This is a genomic window from Streptomyces sp. NPDC042259, from assembly GCF_055582085.1.
On the sequence record NZ_JBVJDW010000005.1, the window covers coordinates 110044 to 128352 of the forward strand.

General features: G+C 71.2%; 17 protein-coding genes. 2 read left to right on the forward strand and 15 right to left on the reverse strand.

Annotated elements, in window-relative coordinates; all coding sequences use genetic code 11:
- Positions 1 to 36 precede the first annotated feature (36 nt).
- The 10 genes from lepB (ACZ6MA_RS16050) to proS all read right to left on the reverse strand — a co-directional run bounded on the left by lepB (ACZ6MA_RS16050) (position 37) and on the right by proS (position 8073).
- Positions 37 to 1074, reverse strand: coding sequence for a signal peptidase I (gene lepB, locus ACZ6MA_RS16050; protein ID WP_469434695.1), 1038 nt, complete (start codon positions 1072 to 1074; stop codon positions 37 to 39).
- Positions 1016 to 2023 (reverse strand): signal peptidase I, encoded by a 1008-nt coding sequence (gene lepB / locus ACZ6MA_RS16055; RefSeq protein ID WP_469434270.1) that lies wholly within the window; start codon positions 2021 to 2023, stop codon positions 1016 to 1018. The genes lepB (ACZ6MA_RS16050) and lepB (ACZ6MA_RS16055) overlap by 59 nt, the downstream gene beginning before the upstream one ends.
- Positions 1986 to 2903, reverse strand: coding sequence for a signal peptidase I (lepB, locus tag ACZ6MA_RS16060; RefSeq protein WP_469434272.1), 918 nt, complete (start codon positions 2901 to 2903; stop codon positions 1986 to 1988). The genes lepB (ACZ6MA_RS16055) and lepB (ACZ6MA_RS16060) overlap by 38 nt, the downstream gene beginning before the upstream one ends.
- Before the next feature lie 45 nt (positions 2904 to 2948).
- Positions 2949 to 3296 (reverse strand): 50S ribosomal protein L19, encoded by a 348-nt coding sequence (gene rplS, locus ACZ6MA_RS16065; protein ID WP_184739423.1) that lies wholly within the window; start codon positions 3294 to 3296, stop codon positions 2949 to 2951.
- 132 nt (positions 3297 to 3428) lie between these two features.
- The gene (trmD, locus tag ACZ6MA_RS16070) at positions 3429 to 4244 is read right to left on the reverse strand and encodes a tRNA (guanosine(37)-N1)-methyltransferase TrmD (RefSeq protein WP_469434274.1); all 816 of its coding nucleotides are present in this window, start codon (positions 4242 to 4244) and stop codon (positions 3429 to 3431) included.
- On the reverse strand, positions 4244 to 4864 hold the full coding sequence (gene rimM / locus ACZ6MA_RS16075) for a ribosome maturation factor RimM (protein WP_469434275.1): 621 nt from the start codon (positions 4862 to 4864) through the stop codon (positions 4244 to 4246). Before rimM ends, trmD begins: the two co-directional genes overlap by 1 nt.
- Before the next feature lie 124 nt (positions 4865 to 4988).
- Positions 4989 to 5228 (reverse strand): RNA-binding protein, encoded by a 240-nt coding sequence (locus tag ACZ6MA_RS16080; protein ID WP_362211881.1) that lies wholly within the window; start codon positions 5226 to 5228, stop codon positions 4989 to 4991.
- Positions 5229 to 5230: 2 nt separating this feature from the next.
- Complete coding sequence (rpsP, locus tag ACZ6MA_RS16085; protein WP_130880136.1) at positions 5231 to 5671, reverse strand: 30S ribosomal protein S16; 441 nt, start codon at positions 5669 to 5671, stop codon at positions 5231 to 5233.
- Between the two features lie 154 nt (positions 5672 to 5825).
- A complete protein-coding gene (locus tag ACZ6MA_RS16090) occupies positions 5826 to 6416 on the reverse strand; it encodes a hypothetical protein (RefSeq protein WP_130880135.1) in 591 nt (196 codons plus the stop codon).
- A 244-nt stretch (positions 6417 to 6660) separates the two neighbouring features.
- Complete coding sequence (gene proS / locus ACZ6MA_RS16095; protein ID WP_469434276.1) at positions 6661 to 8073, reverse strand: proline--tRNA ligase; 1413 nt, start codon at positions 8071 to 8073, stop codon at positions 6661 to 6663.
- Between the two features lie 340 nt (positions 8074 to 8413).
- Between proS and ACZ6MA_RS16100 the strand changes: the two genes are divergently transcribed.
- Positions 8414 to 9241, forward strand: a complete 828-nt coding sequence (locus ACZ6MA_RS16100; RefSeq protein ID WP_469434277.1) for an SAM-dependent methyltransferase — start codon at positions 8414 to 8416, stop codon at positions 9239 to 9241.
- Positions 9242 to 9335: 94 nt separating this feature from the next.
- Here the strand turns inward: ACZ6MA_RS16100 and ffh are convergent, their stop codons facing one another.
- The 5 genes from ffh to nsdA form a co-directional block, all read right to left on the reverse strand.
- The gene (ffh, locus tag ACZ6MA_RS16105) at positions 9336 to 10874 is read right to left on the reverse strand and encodes a signal recognition particle protein (protein WP_469434278.1); all 1539 of its coding nucleotides are present in this window, start codon (positions 10872 to 10874) and stop codon (positions 9336 to 9338) included.
- A 195-nt stretch (positions 10875 to 11069) separates the two neighbouring features.
- Positions 11070 to 13511, reverse strand: coding sequence for a [protein-PII] uridylyltransferase (locus ACZ6MA_RS16110; protein WP_469434280.1), 2442 nt, complete (start codon positions 13509 to 13511; stop codon positions 11070 to 11072).
- Positions 13512 to 13553: 42 nt separating this feature from the next.
- Positions 13554 to 13892, reverse strand: a complete 339-nt coding sequence (locus ACZ6MA_RS16115; protein WP_130880131.1) for a P-II family nitrogen regulator — start codon at positions 13890 to 13892, stop codon at positions 13554 to 13556.
- Positions 13889 to 15178, reverse strand: coding sequence for an ammonium transporter (locus ACZ6MA_RS16120; protein ID WP_469434281.1), 1290 nt, complete (start codon positions 15176 to 15178; stop codon positions 13889 to 13891). The genes ACZ6MA_RS16115 and ACZ6MA_RS16120 overlap by 4 nt, the downstream gene beginning before the upstream one ends.
- 335 nt (positions 15179 to 15513) lie before the next feature.
- Positions 15514 to 17067, reverse strand: a complete 1554-nt coding sequence (gene nsdA, locus ACZ6MA_RS16125) for a transcriptional repressor NsdA (protein WP_469434283.1) — start codon at positions 17065 to 17067, stop codon at positions 15514 to 15516.
- A 408-nt stretch (positions 17068 to 17475) separates the two neighbouring features.
- Between nsdA and ACZ6MA_RS16130 the strand changes: the two genes are divergently transcribed.
- Entirely contained in the window at positions 17476 to 18144 is a 669-nt protein-coding gene (locus ACZ6MA_RS16130) for a bifunctional DNA primase/polymerase (RefSeq protein WP_469434284.1), read from the forward strand.
- Positions 18145 to 18309: the final 165 nt, after the last annotated feature.

The window sequence follows — 18309 nt, forward strand, 5'->3', positions numbered from 1 at the left end:
ATGGAATCGCACACTACCCGGCGGTACGGACGCGGGTCAGCCCTTCGGCACGGCCTTCCTGGCCGTCCGGTTCCGGCGCCAGAGCACCAGCGGTACCGCGCCGGCGAGCCCGAGGGCCGGCGGCGCCACGGCCGCGCCGAGCCCCTTCTGGTCGAAGGTGTCCGGGACGGGCAGGGTGGACCAGCGGTTGACCGGCCAGGCGATGACGATCGCGCGGCCGACGACCTCGTCCTCCGAGACCGTGCCCTGGAACTTGTCCAGGTCCTGGTGGTAGCGCGAGTCGAGGGAGTTCTGACGGTGGTCGCCCATCACCCAGATCCGGCCCTCGGGGACCTTGATCGGGCCGAACGGCTTGTCACCGCAGGGGGTGTTGCCCGGGAAGATGTACGGCTCCTTGAGGGCCTTGCCGTTGACCGTCACCGGGTCGTTGTTGCCCTTGCACTCCACGGTGTCCCCGCCGACCGCGATGACCCGCTTGATCAGGTCCTTCTCCTCCGCGGAGGGCATCAGGCCGATAAAGCTCAGGACCTTCTGGATCCCGCCCGCGACGGGGCCGGGGTCCGCCGTCGTCGTCTCGTCGAGCCAGCCGCCCGGATCGTGGAAGACCACCACCTCGCCGCGCTCGGGCTTCGAGCCGAACCACGGCGTCAGCTTGTCCACCAGTACCCGGTCACCCCGCTGCAGGGTGTCCTGCATCGAGTCGGAGGGGATGGAGAACGCCTGGACCAGGAAGGTCTTGATGAGCAGGGCGAGCAGCAGGGCGATGCCGATGAGGATCGGCAGTTCCTTCCAGAAGGATCGTTGCTTCTTGGGCGCCCGCCGGTCGTCCTGCCGCGCGTCGCTCTCGGGCGTCACATCGCCGGGGTCCGCGCCCGGCGATCCGCCTGTCGGTCCATCCACCGGTCCACCCGTCAATTCCTGCGAAGAATGGGGCGCCTGCGAGGTCTGAGGCTCCTGGGTCGGCTGGGACGCCTGGGACGCGGCCGCCTCCGGCGCCTCGCCCACGGGCGGCTGCTCAGCTTCCCCGGGCCGCTTTTCCGGCTCTCCGTGACCGGAACGGGCGCCTACCGCCAAATCCCCCACATCCACTCCTCACTCCGCGCTGCCGCCTGTCGTACATACGACGCAGGCCCACCACTCCCATAACGAGCGGGAGTTCCGCAGGGCTCGGGAGCTGGATCAATCCTTGCCGATCCATGAGGGACACACTATTCGGCGAACCGCGCGCCGACGTCCTCGTACCCGGCGCGTTGCCGACCGATGCGAAGGTGTTCGGCTCGGCCAGCCGCCGCCAGTGGCCGAACGGCCAGGCGATGACCGTGGCGCGTCCCACCACCAAGTCCTCGGCGATCGTGCCGTTCCCCGGCTCGTCCAGGTGATAGCGCGAATCGGCCGAATCCGAGCGGTGATCACCCAGCACGAAAATCCGGCCGGGCGCCACCTTCACCTCGAATTTCAACTGCGAGGGAACGTCGCCGGGGTTGAGATACGGCTCATTGAGCGGCGTCCCGTTGACGGTGACCCTGCCGTCCTCGTCGCAGCACTTGACGGTATCGCCGCCGACCCCGACGACCCGCTTGATCAGATCCTGTTCGTCGGCGGACGGCAGCAGGCCGATGAACGTCAGGAACTGCTTTCCCTGCTTGATGACCACCGGATCGGGCCCGGCCTTCGGCTCCCCGTCGAGCCAGCCGCCCGGGTCCTTGAAGACCACGACGTCACCACGCTCGGGCCGGGACCCGAACCAGGGCGTGAGCTTGTCCACCAGCACCCGGTCACCGATCCGGATCGTCTGCTCCATCGAGCCGGAGGGGATCACGAACGCCTGCACCAGGAACGTCTTCAGCACCAGCGCGATCAGCAGCGCCACCGCTATGAGGATCGGCACCTCCTTGACCGCGGACCGGCGCCGCCGCCGCTTGACTCGCCGTGCCGCCTTCCGCCGCGCGGCCCGCCCGCCCGGAGCCGGCTCCGTACGGCCCCGGCTACCCATGCGGGCTCCCGCCGTGCCCCGGCGCCCCATTCCCAGGCACCCCGTGCCCAGGCGTTCCGTGCCCCGGCTCCGGGACGCGGGCGAAGGCGTCGGGGCGTTTCACCGACGTCATCCGGCCGAAGGGCCAGCCGATCCAGTCCGCCCGCCCGATGACCCGGTCCACCGGGACCGTGCCGCCACCGGGCTCGCCCAGGTGGTCACGGGAGTCACGGGAGTCACTGCGGTGGTCGCCCATCACCCAGAGCCTGCCTTCCGGCACCACGATGTCGAACGACACCTGGGAGGGGGCGTCGCCGGGGTGGAGGTAGTCCTCGAGCACCGGCGTGCCGTTCACTTCGAGCCTGCCGCGCCGGTCGCAGCAGCGGACCCGGTCGCCGCCGGTCCCGACGACCCGCTTGATGTAGTCGGTCTCCGCCGGCCGCATCAGTCCGACGGCCGAGGCCCCCTCGCGCACCAGTGCCGCCACCGGGTTCTCGGCCGGTCTGCCCTGGATGAAGGAGTCGGTGCCGTCGAAGACCACCACGTCACCGCGGCGCGGCTCGTCGCCGAAGCGGTAGGCGAGCTTGTTGACCAGCACCCGGTCGCCGACCCGGAAGGTGTTCTCCATCGAGCCGGAGGGGATCAGGAAGGGCTGCACGAGATAGCTGCTGACCAGGAGCAGGAAGACCATGCAGGCGGTCAGCAGCAGCCCCGCCCGGCGCAGCGGTCCGCCGCCGGTCAGCCACTGCCCCACGGCGGCGAGGGGAGAACGTCCGGAAGGGGCCGCCGAACCCTCGGGGCTCCCGTGTGCACGCTCGTCGGGCCCGGCCGGGGAGTCCCCGGAAATACGCGCGGAGCGCGACCCCTGCTCCTCCCCCTTGACGGGTTCTGGAGAGCGGTCGCGCTCCGAAAGCTGTGCGTCGGTGTCCATCGAGCCGAAAGCCTATCCGGCCCGGCCAGAACCCCCGACAGAAGCTCAGTTGTCGCGCTTCTCCTTGATCTTCGCGGCCTTGCCGCGGAGCTCACGGAGGTAGTACAGCTTGGCGCGACGCACGTCACCGCGGGTGACCAGTTCGATCTTCTCGAAGATCGGGGAGTTCACCGGGAAGGTGCGCTCGACGCCGACGGAGAAGGAGACCTTGCGGACCGTGAAGGTCTCGCGGACGCCCGCACCCTGGCGACGGATAACGACACCCTTGAACTGCTGCACGCGGGAGCGGTTGCCTTCGATGACGCGAACGTGAACGTTCACGGTGTCACCCGGGCGGAAGTTCGGGACGTCCGTGCGCAGCGACGCGGCGTCGACGTTGTCGAGAAGGTTCATAGCCGTCTGCTCTCCTCGCCGATGCCACAGGTCATCAGCGGAAATTAGTCATGATGATGGGGGTGTGCCGAAACGTCGGGCGAACGTCGTTCCCCCTGTGGCAGGGGCGCGCGCCGGACGCAAGGCAACGGCTTATTCTTCCACGTCCGGGGCCAGTGGCCCAAATCGGCCGTCGGGCCCCGGCGCCCAGCCCAGGATCGAGAGGGTTTCGCGGTCCTTCTTGTCGAAGGCGACCGGGTCGGTGCGGCGGATCAGGTCGGGCCGGTTCTCCACCGTGCGCCGGAATGCCTCGTCGCGGCGCCAGCGGGCGATCTTGCCGTGGTGGCCGCTGAGCAGGACGTCCGGGATGCCGCGGCCGCGCCACTCCGGAGGCTTGGTGTAGACCGGGCCTTCCAGGAGGTCGGCCATGGCGCCGGGGGCGAAGGAGTCGTCCCGGTGCGACTCGGCGTTGCCCAGCACACCGGGCAGCAGCCGGGCGATGGCCTCGACCATCACCAGGACCGGGGCTTCGCCGCCCGCCAGCACATAGTCGCCGATGGAGACCTCGCGCACGTCGAGGCGGTCGCCGTACTCCTCGATGACGCGGCGGTCGATGCCCTCGTAGCGGGCGGGGGTGAAGACCAGCCACGGCTGCTCGGACAGTTCCACGGCGAGCTGCTGGGTGAAGGGCTTGCCGCTGGGCGTCGGGACGACCAGGACGGGGCGGGTCTCGCCGTCCCCGGACTCGATGACGGCGTCGAGCGCCTCGCCCCACGGCTCGGGCTTCATGACCATGCCGGGGCCGCCGCCGTACGGGGTGTCGTCGACGGTGTTGTGCCGGTCGTGCGTCCATTCCCGCAGGTCGTGGATGCGCACATCGAGCCGGCCACGGGCCCGGGCCTTGCCGACGAGCGAGACGTTCAGCGGCTCCAGGTACTCGGGGAAGATCGTGACGACATCGAGCCGCATTACACGTCACCCTTCTCGTCGTCGTCCGCCGTGCCGGGCTCGGCGGCCGGAGAGGAGTCGGCGGGCTCGTCGGCCGCCTCGGCGGCCCGGGCGCTCGCGATCACGGCCTGGTCGGTGTCGATCAGGCCCGGCGGCGGGTCGATGATCGCGCGCTGTGCCTCCAGGTCGATCTCCGGCACGATCTCGGCGACGAAGGGGATCATCACCTCGCTGCCGTCGGGGCGCTCCACGATGAACAGGTCCTGCGAGGGCAGGTGGGAGATCTCGGTGATCCGGCCGATCTCGATCCCGTCGACGGTGACGACGTCGAGGTCCATCAGCTGGTGGTCGTAGAACTCCTCGGGGTCCTCGGGGACGTCCGCGGGGTCGACCTCGGCGATCAGGAGGGTGTTGCGCAGCGCCTCGGCGCCCGTGCGGTCCTTGACGCCGGCGAACCGCAGCAGCAGCCGGCCGCTGTGCACCCGGCCGGTCTCGATGGTCAGCGGCCCCACCCCGGCGGGGTCCGTGGCCAGAACGGCGCCGGGGCCGAGCCGCAGCTCGGGCTCGTCCGTACGCACCTCAACCGTGACCTCGCCCTTGATCCCATGGGCGCGGCCGATCCTGCCGACTACCAGCTGCACTGTGAATCCTTCTCTGCTTCCGCGTAGGGCTTCCGCCCGCGGACGCGGTTTTTGCGTACGAACGCGACAACGGGCCGGGAAGGGCCGTAACCCTTCCCGGCCCGTGCCGGTGCTCTATCGCTTCTCAGCGGACCTGATCCACGTCGACGAGGTCGACGCGGATACCACGGCCGCCGATGGCGCCCACGACGGTGCGCAGTGCGCGCGCGGTGCGGCCGTTACGGCCGATCACCTTGCCGAGGTCATCGGGGTGCACCCGGACCTCGAGCACGCGACCACGACGCAGGTCGCGTGAAGCGACCTGCACCTCGTCGGGGTTGTCGACGATGCCCTTTACGAGGTGCTCAAGGGCCTCCTCGAGCATCCTCAGGCCTCGGTCGACTCAGCGGACTCGGCCGCGGCGGCCTCGTCCTTCTTCTCCGACTTCTTGGCCTTCGGGGTGATGGCCTCACCCTTCGCGGCGCCAGCCTCGAGACCCTTGGTGAACTCGTCGAACGCGCGACGCTTGTCCTCCTTGGTCTCGGGGAGGAGCATCGGAGCCGGGGCCGGGAGGCCCTTGAACTTCTGCCAGTCGCCGGTGACCTTGAGGATGGCCATGACGGGCTCGGTCGGCTGCGCGCCGACGCTCAGCCAGTACTGGACACGGTCGGTGTCGACCTCGATGCGCGAGGGGTTCTGCACCGGGTGGTACAGACCGATCTCCTCGATGGCCCGGCCGTCACGGCGGGTACGGGAGTCGGCGACGACGATGCGGTAGTGAGGCGAACGGATCTTGCCCAGACGCTTCAGCTTGATCTTGACTGCCACTGGAGTGGTGTCTCCTGGTCTTGACGTGGTTGGGCACATGAGATGCCACGTGGGGTTGCGGTACTCGGGTGCCCGATGGACGCGTCAGCCGGAGGAGAGAGGGGTCCTATGCGACTGTCGAGTACAGCGTCCCATTGTGCCACACCGCTCCAGGTCAGCCGACCGATACGGCCTCGGGGATGCGGAACGGCTTGCCGCAGCCGCCGCACATGATCGGCGCCTGGGCCAGCACGGAGGGGACGACTCGGACATTACGGCCGCAGTCGCACACCGCCTTCACGCGCACCCCTCCGCCGGAGGAGCCGTGCCGCGCGGCCGGGCCCCGGAAGGTGCGCGAGGTGTCGGCGGCGGTCGCGACCGTGTGCGCCTTGAGGGCGCGCTGGAGTCTGTCGATCGTCGGCCGGTAGCGCTTGCGCGCCTCCGGGTTGAGCACGACCAGGGAGAAGCCGCTGCTGGGATGCGGCTCATCGCTGTGGTCGAGCCCCAGTTCCTCGGCGATCGCGAGAAACCGGCGGTTGTGGTAGCGGCCGGCGCGTGAGGTGTCACGGATACCGCGGGCGGCCGCGATGCCGTGAACAGCCTCGTGCAGCAGCCGTTCGAAGGAGAGTTCGGCGCCGCAGGCGGACGACGACTCCCCGATCAACGATTCGGGCGCGGCGAGATCTGGCAGCTCGGGGTGGTACCGCTGAATGTCGGCCCACGCCTGCGCCAGCTCTGCGGCGAGAACAGGTGGTGTCGTGCTCACGTCGTGACAACGAGCAAGGAAGGCCCGGTGTTCCGATACCGGGCCATCCCAAATAATTTGCACGTACCAGTCAGTTTCACGCTCATGCGTCCTGACGAGGGCGGGTGCGCAGATCTATGGAGAACCCGCGCACCCGTTCGCAAGAGTGGACGTACTGACTCACGAGTAAGGGGCACGCCCCCCGGCGCGCGCCGGGGGGCGTGCCCCTTGGGGGCCGGGGCGCCCGCGGGCGCCCCGGGCCGGGTCAGTAGGCGCGGCCGACGATGGCGAGGGTGCCCGGGGCGTCGTCGGCGTCCGGCACCGAGCCGTCCTCGGCGACCAGACAGCGCACGGAGACGGCCTGCTCGCCGAGCTTGGCCTCGCCCTCGGGGCCCAGGTCCGCCCAGCGGATGCGGGCCCAGCCACCGGCGACGGCGGCCTCGGCGGCCTCCTCGAGGGTGGTGACGTCGGTCGTACGGGCCTCACGGCGCTCGCGGGACTCGCGCAGCAGCTGCGCCTGGTCCTCTTCGAGGACCTTCGGCAGCAGGTCGACGAGCGCGTCGATCGCCACCGGCTCCTTGCCGCCGGGGATCCGGCGGGCCAGCATCGCGGTGCCGTTCTCCAGGTCGCGCGGGCCGATCTCGACGCGGACCGGTACGCCTTTGAGCTCCCAGTCCACGGCGCGGCGGCCGAAGGGGGTGTCGACGCGGTCGTCGACCTGGACCCGGATGCCCGCGGCCTTCAGCCGGTCGCCCAGCTCACGGACCTTGGCCACGGCCTCGTCGCCCTTGATCGCCATGACGACGACCTGGACGTGCGCCAGCCGCGGCGGGACGCGCAGTCCGTTGTCGTCGCCGTGCGACATGATCAGACCGCCGACCATACGGGTCGACACACCCCAGGAGGTCTGCCAGACCAGCTCCTGCTGGCCGCCCTTGGACAGGTACTGCGTGTTGAAGGCCTTGGCGAAGTTCTGGCCCAGCTCGTGGCTGGTGCCCAGCTGGAGGGCCTTGCCGTCGCCCATCATGCCCTCGAGGGTGAGGGTGTTGATGGCACCGGCGAACCGCTCCTTGGCCGTCTTGCGGCCCAGGACGACATCGATGCCGAGGACGTTGACCATGAAGTCGGCGTAGACGTCGCGGTGGATCCGGGCGGCGTAGTCGCGGGCGTCCTCGTACGTGGCGTGGGCGGTGTGGCCCTCCTGCCAGAGGAACTCGCTCGTCCGCAGGAAGACGCGCGGGCGCATCTCCCAACGGACCACGTTGGCCCACTGGTTGATCAGCAGGGGCAGGTCGCGGTAGCTCTGCACCCACTTGGAGAAGTACTCGTTGATGATCGTCTCGGAGGTCGGCCGGACGACGACCGGCTCTTCCAGCTCCTTGCCGCCGCCGTGCGTGACGACCGCCAGCTCGGGGGCGAAGCCCTCGACGTGCTCGGCTTCCTTCGTCAGGTAGGACTGCGGGATGAAGAGCGGGAAGTAGGCGTTCTGGGCGCCCGCGTCCTTGATGCGCGCGTCCATCTCCTGCTGCATGCGCTCCCAGAGCCCGTATCCGTACGGGCGGATGACCATGGTGCCGCGCACCGGGCCGTTGTCGGCCAGCTCGGCCTTGTTGATCAAGTCCTGGTACCAGCGCGGGAAATCTTCCGCCTGGGGGGTGAGAATGGGAGCCTTTGCCATGGTGCGAATGGTACGGGGCGCTCGGGGCCGAGCGTGAATCCCCCGTCCCGGCCCCGGGCCCGCTCCGGTCGGGGCACCGATCCCGGTACCGGTTCACCCGTTCGGTCCCTTGACCCGCCGGGGTTTCCGGCCGGCTCCCGAACGGAATCCTCTCCGTGCGATGACACCCGGCACATGCCATCGTGGGCAGACGGGAACGTTCTGGCACCGGCCCTCTGGACTCGGGGACGGAAGCGGAGTTCTCTGGCTGTCGGGGGTATTTCACAGCGGCGCGCACAGCAGCACACGGGGGCGGCAAGCAGGACCAGATCACGTCTCTCGGCGGATTGGGGCGCTTTCGATGACACCAACGCTCGTACGGCGGCACCGGCCGTCCTCCACGTCGCCCGATCCCCGGGCCCGCGACTGGGCGGAAATCCAGGAACGGATGCTGGTGCCGCTCTACGAAGCGGTCTACGAACGGCTCGAGGTCGGTCCCGGCACCCGGCTGCTCAGTCTCGGCTGCGGCTCCGGCCTGGCGTTGCTGATGGCGGCCGCCCGCGGGGCCGCCGTCTGCGGCGTCGACCAGGACGGGCGCCGGCTGGAGCTGGCCCGGGAACGGCTGATACCCAAGGACACCGGCGGTGACGGGACGCGGCTGGGCCACGGCGGCCCGGAGTCCGTCGTCGAACCGGGCGCTCCGGCGTTCAACCTCATCACGGCCTTCGACCCGCTGTACTGCGCGGGCGGCAGCGCCCGCGGCATGGCACAGGCGCTGGCCCGGGCCGCCTCCTGTGCCGGGCACGGCGCGCCGGTCGTGCTGGCCGGCTGGGGGCCGCAGGAGCGCTGCGCGGCTTCCGGGGCGCTTCGGGTCGCGGCCCGGCTCGCGGACCCGATGTGCGCGCCTGCCCGCTGGCGGCCCAGTGGCCGCGACGATCTGGAGGACCTGGCCCGTCAGGCCGGGCTGGTGCCGGACGGCTCGGGGCGGGTGTCGTGCCCCTACGGCTACGCCGACATGGGCAGCGCGGTGCGCGGCCTGCTGTCGACGGGGGCGTTCGACGCGGCGACACGGGCGACGGACGAGGAGCAGGTGACCAAGGAACTGGTCGAGGCCCTGCACCCCTATCTGCGCCGGGACGGGACCGTCTGGATGCCGAATGTCTTCCGCTATCTCATCGCGCGCGTCTGAGGCGCCCGCACCCCTCCCCCGGCCCGGTCGATGACATCGCCCGCCACGGTCCACCGTGACGGGCGATTCACCGGCGCCGGCCGACGGCCCGGCCTCAGCCCATGAACTTCTTGAACTCGTCGGGCAGTTCGAAGTTCTGCGGAGCCTGAGCGGGCAGCCCCAGCGGATTGTCGCCCTGCTCGCGGCGCGCGGCCGCGGCCTGCTCCTCGGCCTTGCGCTTCATCGGGTTACCGCTCTTGCGCTTGCCCTTGGCCTGCTTCTGCTGCTTCTTCTGCCGGCCGGGGCCGCCGCCCATGCCCGGGATTCCCGGCATGCCCGGCATACCGCCGCCCTGGGCCATGCGGGACATCATCTTGCGGGCCTCGAAGAAGCGCTCCACGAGGTTCTTGACCGCGCTGACCTCCACGCCCGAACCCTTGGCGATACGGGCGCGGCGCGAGCCGTTGATGATGTGCGGGTCCTGGCGCTCGGCCGGGGTCATCGACTTGATGATCGCGGCGGTGCGGTCCACGTCGCGCTCGTCGAGGTTGTTGATCTGGTCCTTCATCTGCGCCATGCCGGGCAGCATCCCGAGCAGCTTGCTGATGCTGCCCATCTTGCGGACCTGCTCCATCTGGGACAGGAAGTCGTCGAGCGTGAACTCCTTCGGCCCCTTCGCCAGCTTGGCCGCCATCTTCTCGGCCTCGTCCTGGCTGAAGGTCTGCTCGGCCTTCTCGATCAGGCTGAGCATGTCGCCCATGCCGAGGATGCGGGACGCCATGCGGTCCGGGTGGAACGCGTCGAAGTCGTCCAGCTTCTCGCCGTTGGAGGCGAACATGACCTGCTTGCCGGTCACGTGCGCGACCGACAGGGCGGCACCGCCGCGGGCGTCGCCGTCGAGCTTGGAGAGCACCACGCCGTCGAAGCCGACGCCGTCGCGGAAGGCCTCGGCGGTGTTGACCGCGTCCTGGCCGATCATCGCGTCGACGACGAAGAGGATCTCGTCCGGGCGCACCGCGTCGCGGATGTCGGCGGCCTGGCGCATCAGCTCCTGGTCGATGCCCAGGCGGCCGGCGGTGTCCACGATGACGATGTCGTGGACCTTGGTCTTCGCGTACTCGATGGAGTCCTTGGCGACCTGGACCGGGTCACCGACGCCGTTGCCCGGCTGGGGCGCGTAGATCGCGACGCCGGCGCGCTCGGCGACGACGCCGAGCTGGTTCACCGCGTTGGGACGCTGGAGGTCACAGGCCACGAGCAGCGGGCTGTGGCCCTGCCCCTTGAGCCAGTGGCCGAGCTTTCCGGCGAGGGTGGTCTTACCGGCACCCTGGAGACCGGCGAGCATGATCACAGTCGGCGCGGTCTTGGCGAAGCGCAGACGACGGGTCTCGCCGCCGAGGATGCCGATGAGCTCCTCGTTGACGATCTTGATGATCTGCTGGGCCGGGTTGAGGGCCTTGGAGACCTCGGCCCCGAGCGCGCGCTCCTTGACCTGCTTGATGAAGGCCCGGACGACGGGGAGGGCCACATCCGCTTCGAGCAGCGCGATGCGGATCTCGCGCGCCGTGGCGTCGATGTCCGCCTCGCTCAAGCGTCCTTTGCCCCGGAGGGTCTTGAAAGTCGCGGAAAGGCGATCGGAGAGGGTATCGAACACGGCGCTCGTAGGTCCTCGGAGTCGGGGGGCAGAGTCAATCGCCTCCCAGGGTATCCGGCCGCGCCGAGCAGGTGACCTCGCCCGCCGGATATGAGACGAAGAGGGGATGCCCGGGGCACAAACGGGGGATGCCCGGGAGCGGGGCCGGAACGGGCCGGGCCGGAGGCCCTGCGGCCTCGGGGCCGCCCGCGCCGTTCACCGCAGGGCGTCCTCCACCGCCTCGGCCAGTGCGACGGCGTCCGCCTCCGCCAGCGGGGAGCCGTCCCGCCGGGTGAGGTAGACGGTGTCCACGGCGTTCGCTCCCAGCGTGGAGACATGGGCGCTGCGCACCCACACCCCCGCCGCGTCCAGGGCCCGGCCGATGCGGTGCAGCAGCCCGGGGGCGTCGTGTGCCCGCACTTCCACCACGGTCGCGGCCCGCGAGACGCCCTCGACCACGCTCACCCGGGGTGGCGCGTGACCGGTGCCGCGGCGTCGTTTGCCGTAGGCGGCCTCGCGCTCGGCCAGCCGGCCCGCGATGTCCAGGGTGCCCGCCAGGGCCCGCACGAGATCGTTCCGCAGGCGGGCCGCCTCGGGGGGCGCACCGTACTCGGCCGCCACCCGCCAGTTCAGCATCAGGACGCTGCCGTCGACGGCGGGGTCCGGGGCGATGGCGCGCAGTTCCGCCGCGCGGACCGTCAGGCGGTGCAGGGCGAGGACGCCGGCCGTGGCGGGCAGTACGCCCGGCTGGTCGGGTACGGCGACGAGCAGCTCGATACCGACGGGCGCCGGGGTGTCGGCGCCCGCCGGGTCTCCGCCGTCCTCCGGCCGGGTGCGCAGGACGAGGACCGGGCCGGACGTGCGCAGCGCCTCGATCGCCAGCCGCTCCTCCTCCACGGTCGGTGCCGCCGTCCTGGCGCGGTCCTGGCTCACGCCGCCCGCGAGGGCGGCGGAGGCACGGCGGACCAGGTCGGCGACCAGTGAGGCGCGCCAGGCGCTCCAGGCCGCGGGGCCGGTGGCGAGGGCGTCGGCCTCGGTGAGGGCGTGCAGCAGCTCCAGGGTGCCGGGGTGCCCGATGGCGTCCGTGACCGCGCGGACGGTGGCCGGGTCGTCGAGGTCGCGGCGGGTGGCGGTCTCGACGAGCAGCAGATGGTGGCGGACGAGGGTGGCGAGGGTCGCGGTGTCGTCCGGGCCGAAGCCCAGCCGGGGCGCCACCTCCCGGGCGATGGTCTCGCCCGCGACGCTGTGGTCCCCGGGCAGGCCCTTGCCGAGGTCGTGCAGGAGGGCCGCGACGAGCAGCAGGTCGGGGCGGCCGACGCGGCGGGTGAGGGCGGCGGCGCGGACGGCCGCCTCGATCAGGTGCCGGTCGACGGTCCAGCGGTGGACGGGGTTGCGCTGCGGGCGGCAGCGTACGTGCTCCCACTCGGGCAGAAGCCGGGAGACGATCCCCTCCGCTTCGAGGGCCTCCCAGACGGCGACCGTGGACTCGCCCGCCCCGAGGAGGGTGACGAGTTGCTCGCGGGCCTCGTCGGGCCAGGGCACCGGCAGCGGCCCGGCGCCCGCGAGACGCCGGACGGCGTGCCGGGACAGCGGCAGCCCCGCCTGCGCCGCCGCGGCCGCCGCGCGCAGCGGCAGGACGGCGTCGCGCTCGGGTCGTGCGGCGCGGGCCAGCACGGCTTCGCCGTCCTGCTCGACCACGCCTTCCGCCAGCGGGGTGCGCTCGGGCTCCACGAAGCCGCCCCGGCCGCCCCGGCCGCCGAGGAGCCGGCGCAGCCGCGGCCGCCCGGACCGGGCCCGCAGCACCCGGCCCACCTCGCGCCAGGTCACGTCGGCGGCGTAGGAGACGGTGCGGGCCGCTTCGTACACCTCGCGCAGCAGCGCGTCCGCGCCGGGCAGCCCGAGCCCGGTGGCGACCTGGTGCTGTTCCTGGAGGGCGAGCCGGTCCGTGGCCCGGCCGGTGGCCAGGTGCAGCGCGTCGCGGGTGTCGAGCAGCCGGGCCCGGGCCCCGGCCAGGCCCTCGCGGGGTGCGTCGGCCAGCCAGGACGCGGCGACGGCCCGCAGCGCGACGGCGTCCCGCAGCCCGCCGCGCGCCTCCTTGAGGTCGGGTTCCAGCAGGAACCGCAGTTCTCCCTGGCGGCGGGCCCGGTCCTCCCCCAGCTCGCGCAGCTCCGGCAGCCGGGCGGGCGCCTGGGCCCGCCAGTCCTCGTAGGCCGCCGTGCGCAGGCCGGCGGTGAGGGAACGGTCGCCGGCGATGTGGCGGGCATCGAGGAGACCGAGGTGGACCTTGAGGTCGGCGGCCGCGGTCTTGCGCGCCTCGGCGGGGGTGCGGACGGAGTGGTCGAGGTCGAGGCCCAGGTCCCACACGGGGTACCAGACCCGGTCGGCGAGGGCGGCGAGGGCGGGGGCGTCGGCCGACCCGTCGTGCAGCAGCAGTACGTCGAGGTCGCTGCGCGGTGACAGCTCGCCGCGCCCGTAGCCGCCGACGGCCACCAGCGCGACGCCGCGCGCCGGGCCGAGCAGCCCGCCCAGCCACTCGTCGGTGGCGCGGGCGAGCGCGGCGCGGCGCGGCGGCCCGGCCGGCGCCTCCTCGCGCAGGAGGCGCAGCCGGGCCGCCGCGTAGCCGCCGGGGCCGGTTCCGTCCGCCGTGATCTCGGTCAACTCTGGCGCTCCCCTTCGTTCACGCTCGCTCCTGGCGGTGGCTCAGAGCGCGTCCGGGCCGCGGTCCCCGGTCCGTACGCGCACCACCGTCTCGACGGGGACGACCCAGACCTTGCCGTCGCCGATCTTCCCCGTGCGGGCCGTCTTGACCACGACGTCGACGACGTCCTCGGCGTCGGCGTCCTCCACCAGCACCTCTATGCGGATCTTCGGGACGAGGTCGATCTCGTACTCGGCGCCGCGGTAGACCTCGGTGTGGCCGCGCTGACGGCCGTAGCCGCTGGCCTCGGTGACGGTCAGGCCCTGGACGCCGAAGGTCCGCAGCGCGTCCTTGATCTCGTCGATCCGGTGCGGCTTGACGACCGCGGTGATGAGCTTCATGCGTCCACCTTCTTGTGCGACTTCTTGTGCAGCGCCTTGTCGGATACGGGGTCGGGCGCGGTGGCCCGCCGGGAGGAGACGCCGGCGACCGCGCTGAAGTCGTAGGCGCTCTCGGCGTGGTAGGCCTGGTCGATGCCGCCGACCTCGTCGTCCTCGGTGGCGCGGAAGCCGATCGTCTTGTCGACGCCCTTGGCCAGCAGCCAGGAGACGACGAAGGAGTACCCCATCACCGCGAACGCCCCGGCGGCCTGCCGGCCGAGCTGGGTCACGCCGCCGACGCCGTCGGTGGCGAGGACGCCGACGAGCAGGGTGCCGATCACACCGCCGACGAGGTGCACGCCGACCACGTCGAGGGAGTCGTCGAAGCCCAGCTTGAACTTGAGGGCGACGGCCCAGGAGCAGACGGCGCCGGCGACGAGTCCGATGAGGATCGCGCCGAAGGCGTTCACGGCGGCGCCGGCCGGGGTGATCGCGACCAGGCCCGCGACGGCGCCGGAGGCGGCACCGAGGGTGGTGAAGGCACCGTGCCGGACGCGTTCGTAGGCGAGCCAGCCGAGCATCGCGGCACCGGTGGCCACCTGGGTGTTCATCGCCATGTTGGCGGCGACGCCGTTGGCGGCGAGCGCCGAGCCCGCGTTGAAGCCGAACCAGCCGAACCACAGGAGGGCCGCACCGAGCATCACCAGCGGCAGGCTGTGCGGCCGCATCGGGTCCTTCTTGAAGCCGATGCGCTTGCCGACGACGAGGACGGCGGCGAGCGCGCCGACGCCGGCGTTGATGTGGACGGCCGTGCCGCCCGCGAAGTCGATCACCTTGAGCTTGAAGAGCCAGCCGTCGGCCTGCCAGACCCAGTGCGCGACCGGGAAGTACACGACGGTCACCCAGAGGGTGATGAACAGCGCCCAGGCGCTGAATTTCACCCGGTCCGCGAGGGCTCCGCTCATCAGCGCGGGGGTGAGGGCCGCGAACATCAGCTGGAAGAGGGCGAAGGCGAGGACGGGGATGCCTTCCTTGCCGCCGGTCAGGGTCTCGGGGCCGATGCCTTTGAGGCCGAGGTGGTCGAAGTCGCCCAGCAGCCCGCCGCCGAGGTCGTCACCGAAAGCGAGCGAGTACCCGTAGAGCACCCAGAGCACCGAGACGATACCGAGCGAGATGAAGGACATCATCAGCATGTTGAGCGTGCTCTTCACCCGCACCATGCCGCCGTAGAAGAAGGCAAGGCCTGGTGTCATCAGCATCACGAGTGCGGCACTGATCAATACGAATGCGGTATCTGCGCCATTCAATGTCGTCGTCCCCTCGAAGCGGCGACCCGTACACCCGTGCGGGCGGGAAATGCGGTGGGCCGGTATGGCCTCGAGGCTGACGCAGCGCGATTTCAGCCGATGCCGTCGATTGTTTCGCGCCAGTGACGAAGGCGGCCGGAGTGTTACACCCCGGTGAACCGCCGTCCTCGGCCGGCCGGCCCCCAGGGCGGCCGCCATCCTGCGGGCGACCGGCCGCGACAGGCCGGTGAGGAAAAGGCCGACCGCGACGACCAACCGAAGTGACCTGGCGTGGGGGGAGCCGAGTCGGGCTGTACGGGAGGGTCGTCGCGGCCGGGTTCGGGGGGCCGGAGGGGTCAGACCGCGTGGGCGGCCTCCACGGATTCCGGCAGGTGAAGGGCGAGTTGCTCGGTCAGGTCGACGACTTCGGCGACATCGCCGAAGTCGCGCACGGCGGTGTCGACGGTCTTGCGCAGCCGGTTGTTGACCCGCTCCGAACGCACCTGCTTGGCGATCTTGAGGGCCCGTCCGGCGAGCACCGTGGACTGCTCGGGCTCCCGCTCCATCAGATGCACGGTGGCCATGCCGATGAGGTTGAGCGCATACGACCGCTGGTGCTCCGTGTCCTGCTCGAAGAGTTCCACGGCGGTTTCCATCTTGGGCCGCGCGAGCGAGGCGTAGGTGGGGCTGCGGCCGGCCACATAAGCGAGATCCCGGTAGGAATGGGCATTCTCCGCGTTGAGTTCGGCGGCGGAGAAGAAACGGATCCAATCGGGGTCCCCGTCGCCCGGCAGGCAGTCGCCGAAGCAGTCCTCCGCCATGTTCACCGCGCGCTTGCACTTGGCAGGCTGGCCCATATTGGCGTAGGCGCGGGCCTCCATCGCGTACAACATCGCCTGGGTCCGCGAGGTGGCCGTCTCCCGGGAGCCGTACTGCCCGAGGTGGATCAATTCCAGCGCGTCGTCCGGCCGCCCGAGGTGGATCATCTGGCGGCTCATGCTGGAGAGGATGTACGAGCCCAGGGGGCGGTCCCCGGCCTCCTTGGCGGCGTGCAGCGCGAGCACGAAATACTTCTGCGCGGTGGGGTGCAGACCGATGTCGTAGCTCATCCAGCCCGCCAGCTCGGCCAGTTCGGCGGCGACCTTGAACAGCCGCTTGGAGGTGGCCTCCGACTGGGGCTCCTGGAGCAGGTCGGTGACCTCGTGGAGCTGCCCGACGACGGCCTTGCGCCGCAGCCCGCCACCGCACTGGGCGTCCCACTGCCGGAACATCATCGTCGTGGACTCCAGCAGATCCAGCTCCGGCTTGGAGAGCTTGGCGCCGCGGCGTCCGCCGTCCGCCTGGGCCGGCCGCTCGGGCTCACGGCCCGCCGGGACGGGCACCAGCCAGCGCTGCATGGGCTCGATCAGCGCGGGCCCCGCCGACAGGGCGAGCGAGGTGCCGAGGAAGCCGCGCCGCGCCAGCATCAGGTCACTGCGGGAGAACTCGCTGATCAGCTCGACGGTCTGGGCCCCCGCCCAGGGCAGGTCCACCCCCGACACGGACGGCGACTGGTGCGCGGTGCGCAGGCCGATGTCCTCGACGCCGACCACGCAGCCGAAGCGCTCGGAGAACAACTCGGAGAGGATCTTCGGGATCGGCTCACGCGGCTGCTCGCCGTCGAGCCAGCGCCGTACGCGCGAGGTGTCCGTGCTGATGTGATGGGCGCCCAACTGCCGTGCTCTGCGGTTGACTTGGCGGGCCAGCTCGCCCTTCGACAGGCCACTGCGCAGGAACCATGAACCCAACTGCTCATTGGGGCGCTTCTCGCCCTTGTCGGGCTGGTCGGCCCCACCGATGCCGCTGCCGTTGCCGCCCACTGGAACGCCCCCATCCGGAACTCTGCTCTGCGCTCGAACCGCCCACAGCATGCCGCCCGTTGCGGCTGCTTGTCCGGTGATGCACCATCTCGGCCGGTAATAAACGGTCGCGAGACGAGGAGCACCGGGAAGGAGCAATGCCTCCGGCATACCCGCCAGCAGGTGCGTCTCCGGGGTTCGCGTACCGAAAGTAATCCTACGATCACGGCTTCGGCGAGGAGAGTCCAGTAATCGCCACCATTCGCCACCCCATCGAATGAACTCCTCCACGTCACAACGCGATTGACTTGACAGGGGAACGATCAGGAGGGGGCGGGTTGATGCATGCCAGGGCGTACAGACCGAGCCGCACCACCCGTCGCGCACCGTCACGCCGCCACGGAGCAGGCGTCGGCGACCGTGCGTGTTCGAGACACTCCGAGACGTAACCATCTGCGAGCACGACCCGTTGGAGGGGGTATGGGCTTCACAATCGGCGGCATCCGGGATCTGCGCTCGAGTTCTCGGCGCCGGTGGCGCGCGTCGGAGTGCGCGACGACGGTAGCGGAGTACACCGGCCTCTGGGGGTGGGACGTCGTGCCCGGCGCCCGGGCGGCCCGCGGCGGGAGCGTCACGTGTTCATGCGGCGCCGCCGACTGCCCCGCCCCAGGCGCCCATCCACTCTCATTCGCCTCACCTGTCCCGGCCGGGTCCACGCTGGACGATGCCACGACGGCCTGGGCCGAGGTACCGGGCGCGGCCGTACTCCTGCCCGTGGGTCGCGCGTTCGACGTGCTGGAGGTCGCGGAGGCGGCGGGCCGGCACGCGTTGGTGCGGCTGGAGCGGATGGGCCTGCCGCTCGGCCCGGTGGCCCTCACCCCGCACGGCCGGGCGCTGTTCTTCGTCGCCCCGGGCGCCGCCGCCGAACTCCCCCAGTTGCTCTACCGCATGGGCTGGGACGACGCCCGGCTCGATCTGCGCTGCCTGGGGGCCGGTGCGCACATCACCGCGCCACCCTCCGACTTCGCGGGCCTCGGGCCGATGCGCTGGCTGCGCCCACCGGCCCTGGACACCGCGGGCCGGCCCCCGCAGGCCCGGCTGCTGCTGGGCACCCTCGCCTACGTCTGCCACCGCTCGGCCGCGAGCTGAGCGCGCGGAGCCGCCCCCCGTCCTCCCCGAGCATCCCCCACACACAGGAGAGGGCCCTGGGGGGGAAGGGGGGCGGGGGGGGGGGCCCCCCCTTGGGGGTTTCTCGGGGCGACGGCAAGGGGAACCCAAAAACCACCCCCCCAAAAGGGGGGTAGCAAAAAAACC

Excerpts from the sequence above, each read along its gene's own strand:
- proS (WP_469434276.1), bottom strand. The coding sequence starts at position 8,073 with ATGGCAAAGGCTCCCATTCTCACCCCCCAGGCGGAAGATTTCCCGCGC.
- lepB (WP_469434270.1), bottom strand. The coding sequence starts at position 2,023 with ATGGGGCGCCGGGGCACGGCGGGAGCCCGCATGGGTAGCCGGGGCCGT.
- ACZ6MA_RS16130 (WP_469434284.1), top strand. The coding sequence starts at position 17,476 with ATGGGCTTCACAATCGGCGGCATCCGGGATCTGCGCTCGAGTTCTCGG.
- ACZ6MA_RS16115 (WP_130880131.1), bottom strand. The coding sequence starts at position 13,892 with ATGAAGCTCATCACCGCGGTCGTCAAGCCGCACCGGATCGACGAGATC.
- ACZ6MA_RS16100 (WP_469434277.1), top strand. The coding sequence starts at position 8,414 with ATGACACCAACGCTCGTACGGCGGCACCGGCCGTCCTCCACGTCGCCC.
- nsdA (WP_469434283.1), bottom strand. The coding sequence starts at position 17,067 with ATGCTGTGGGCGGTTCGAGCGCAGAGCAGAGTTCCGGATGGGGGCGTT.
- rplS (WP_184739423.1), bottom strand. The coding sequence starts at position 3,296 with ATGAACCTTCTCGACAACGTCGACGCCGCGTCGCTGCGCACGGACGTC.
- trmD (WP_469434274.1), bottom strand. The coding sequence starts at position 4,244 with ATGCGGCTCGATGTCGTCACGATCTTCCCCGAGTACCTGGAGCCGCTG.
- lepB (WP_469434272.1), bottom strand. The coding sequence starts at position 2,903 with ATGGACACCGACGCACAGCTTTCGGAGCGCGACCGCTCTCCAGAACCC.
- ACZ6MA_RS16080 (WP_362211881.1), bottom strand. The coding sequence starts at position 5,228 with ATGCTCGAGGAGGCCCTTGAGCACCTCGTAAAGGGCATCGTCGACAAC.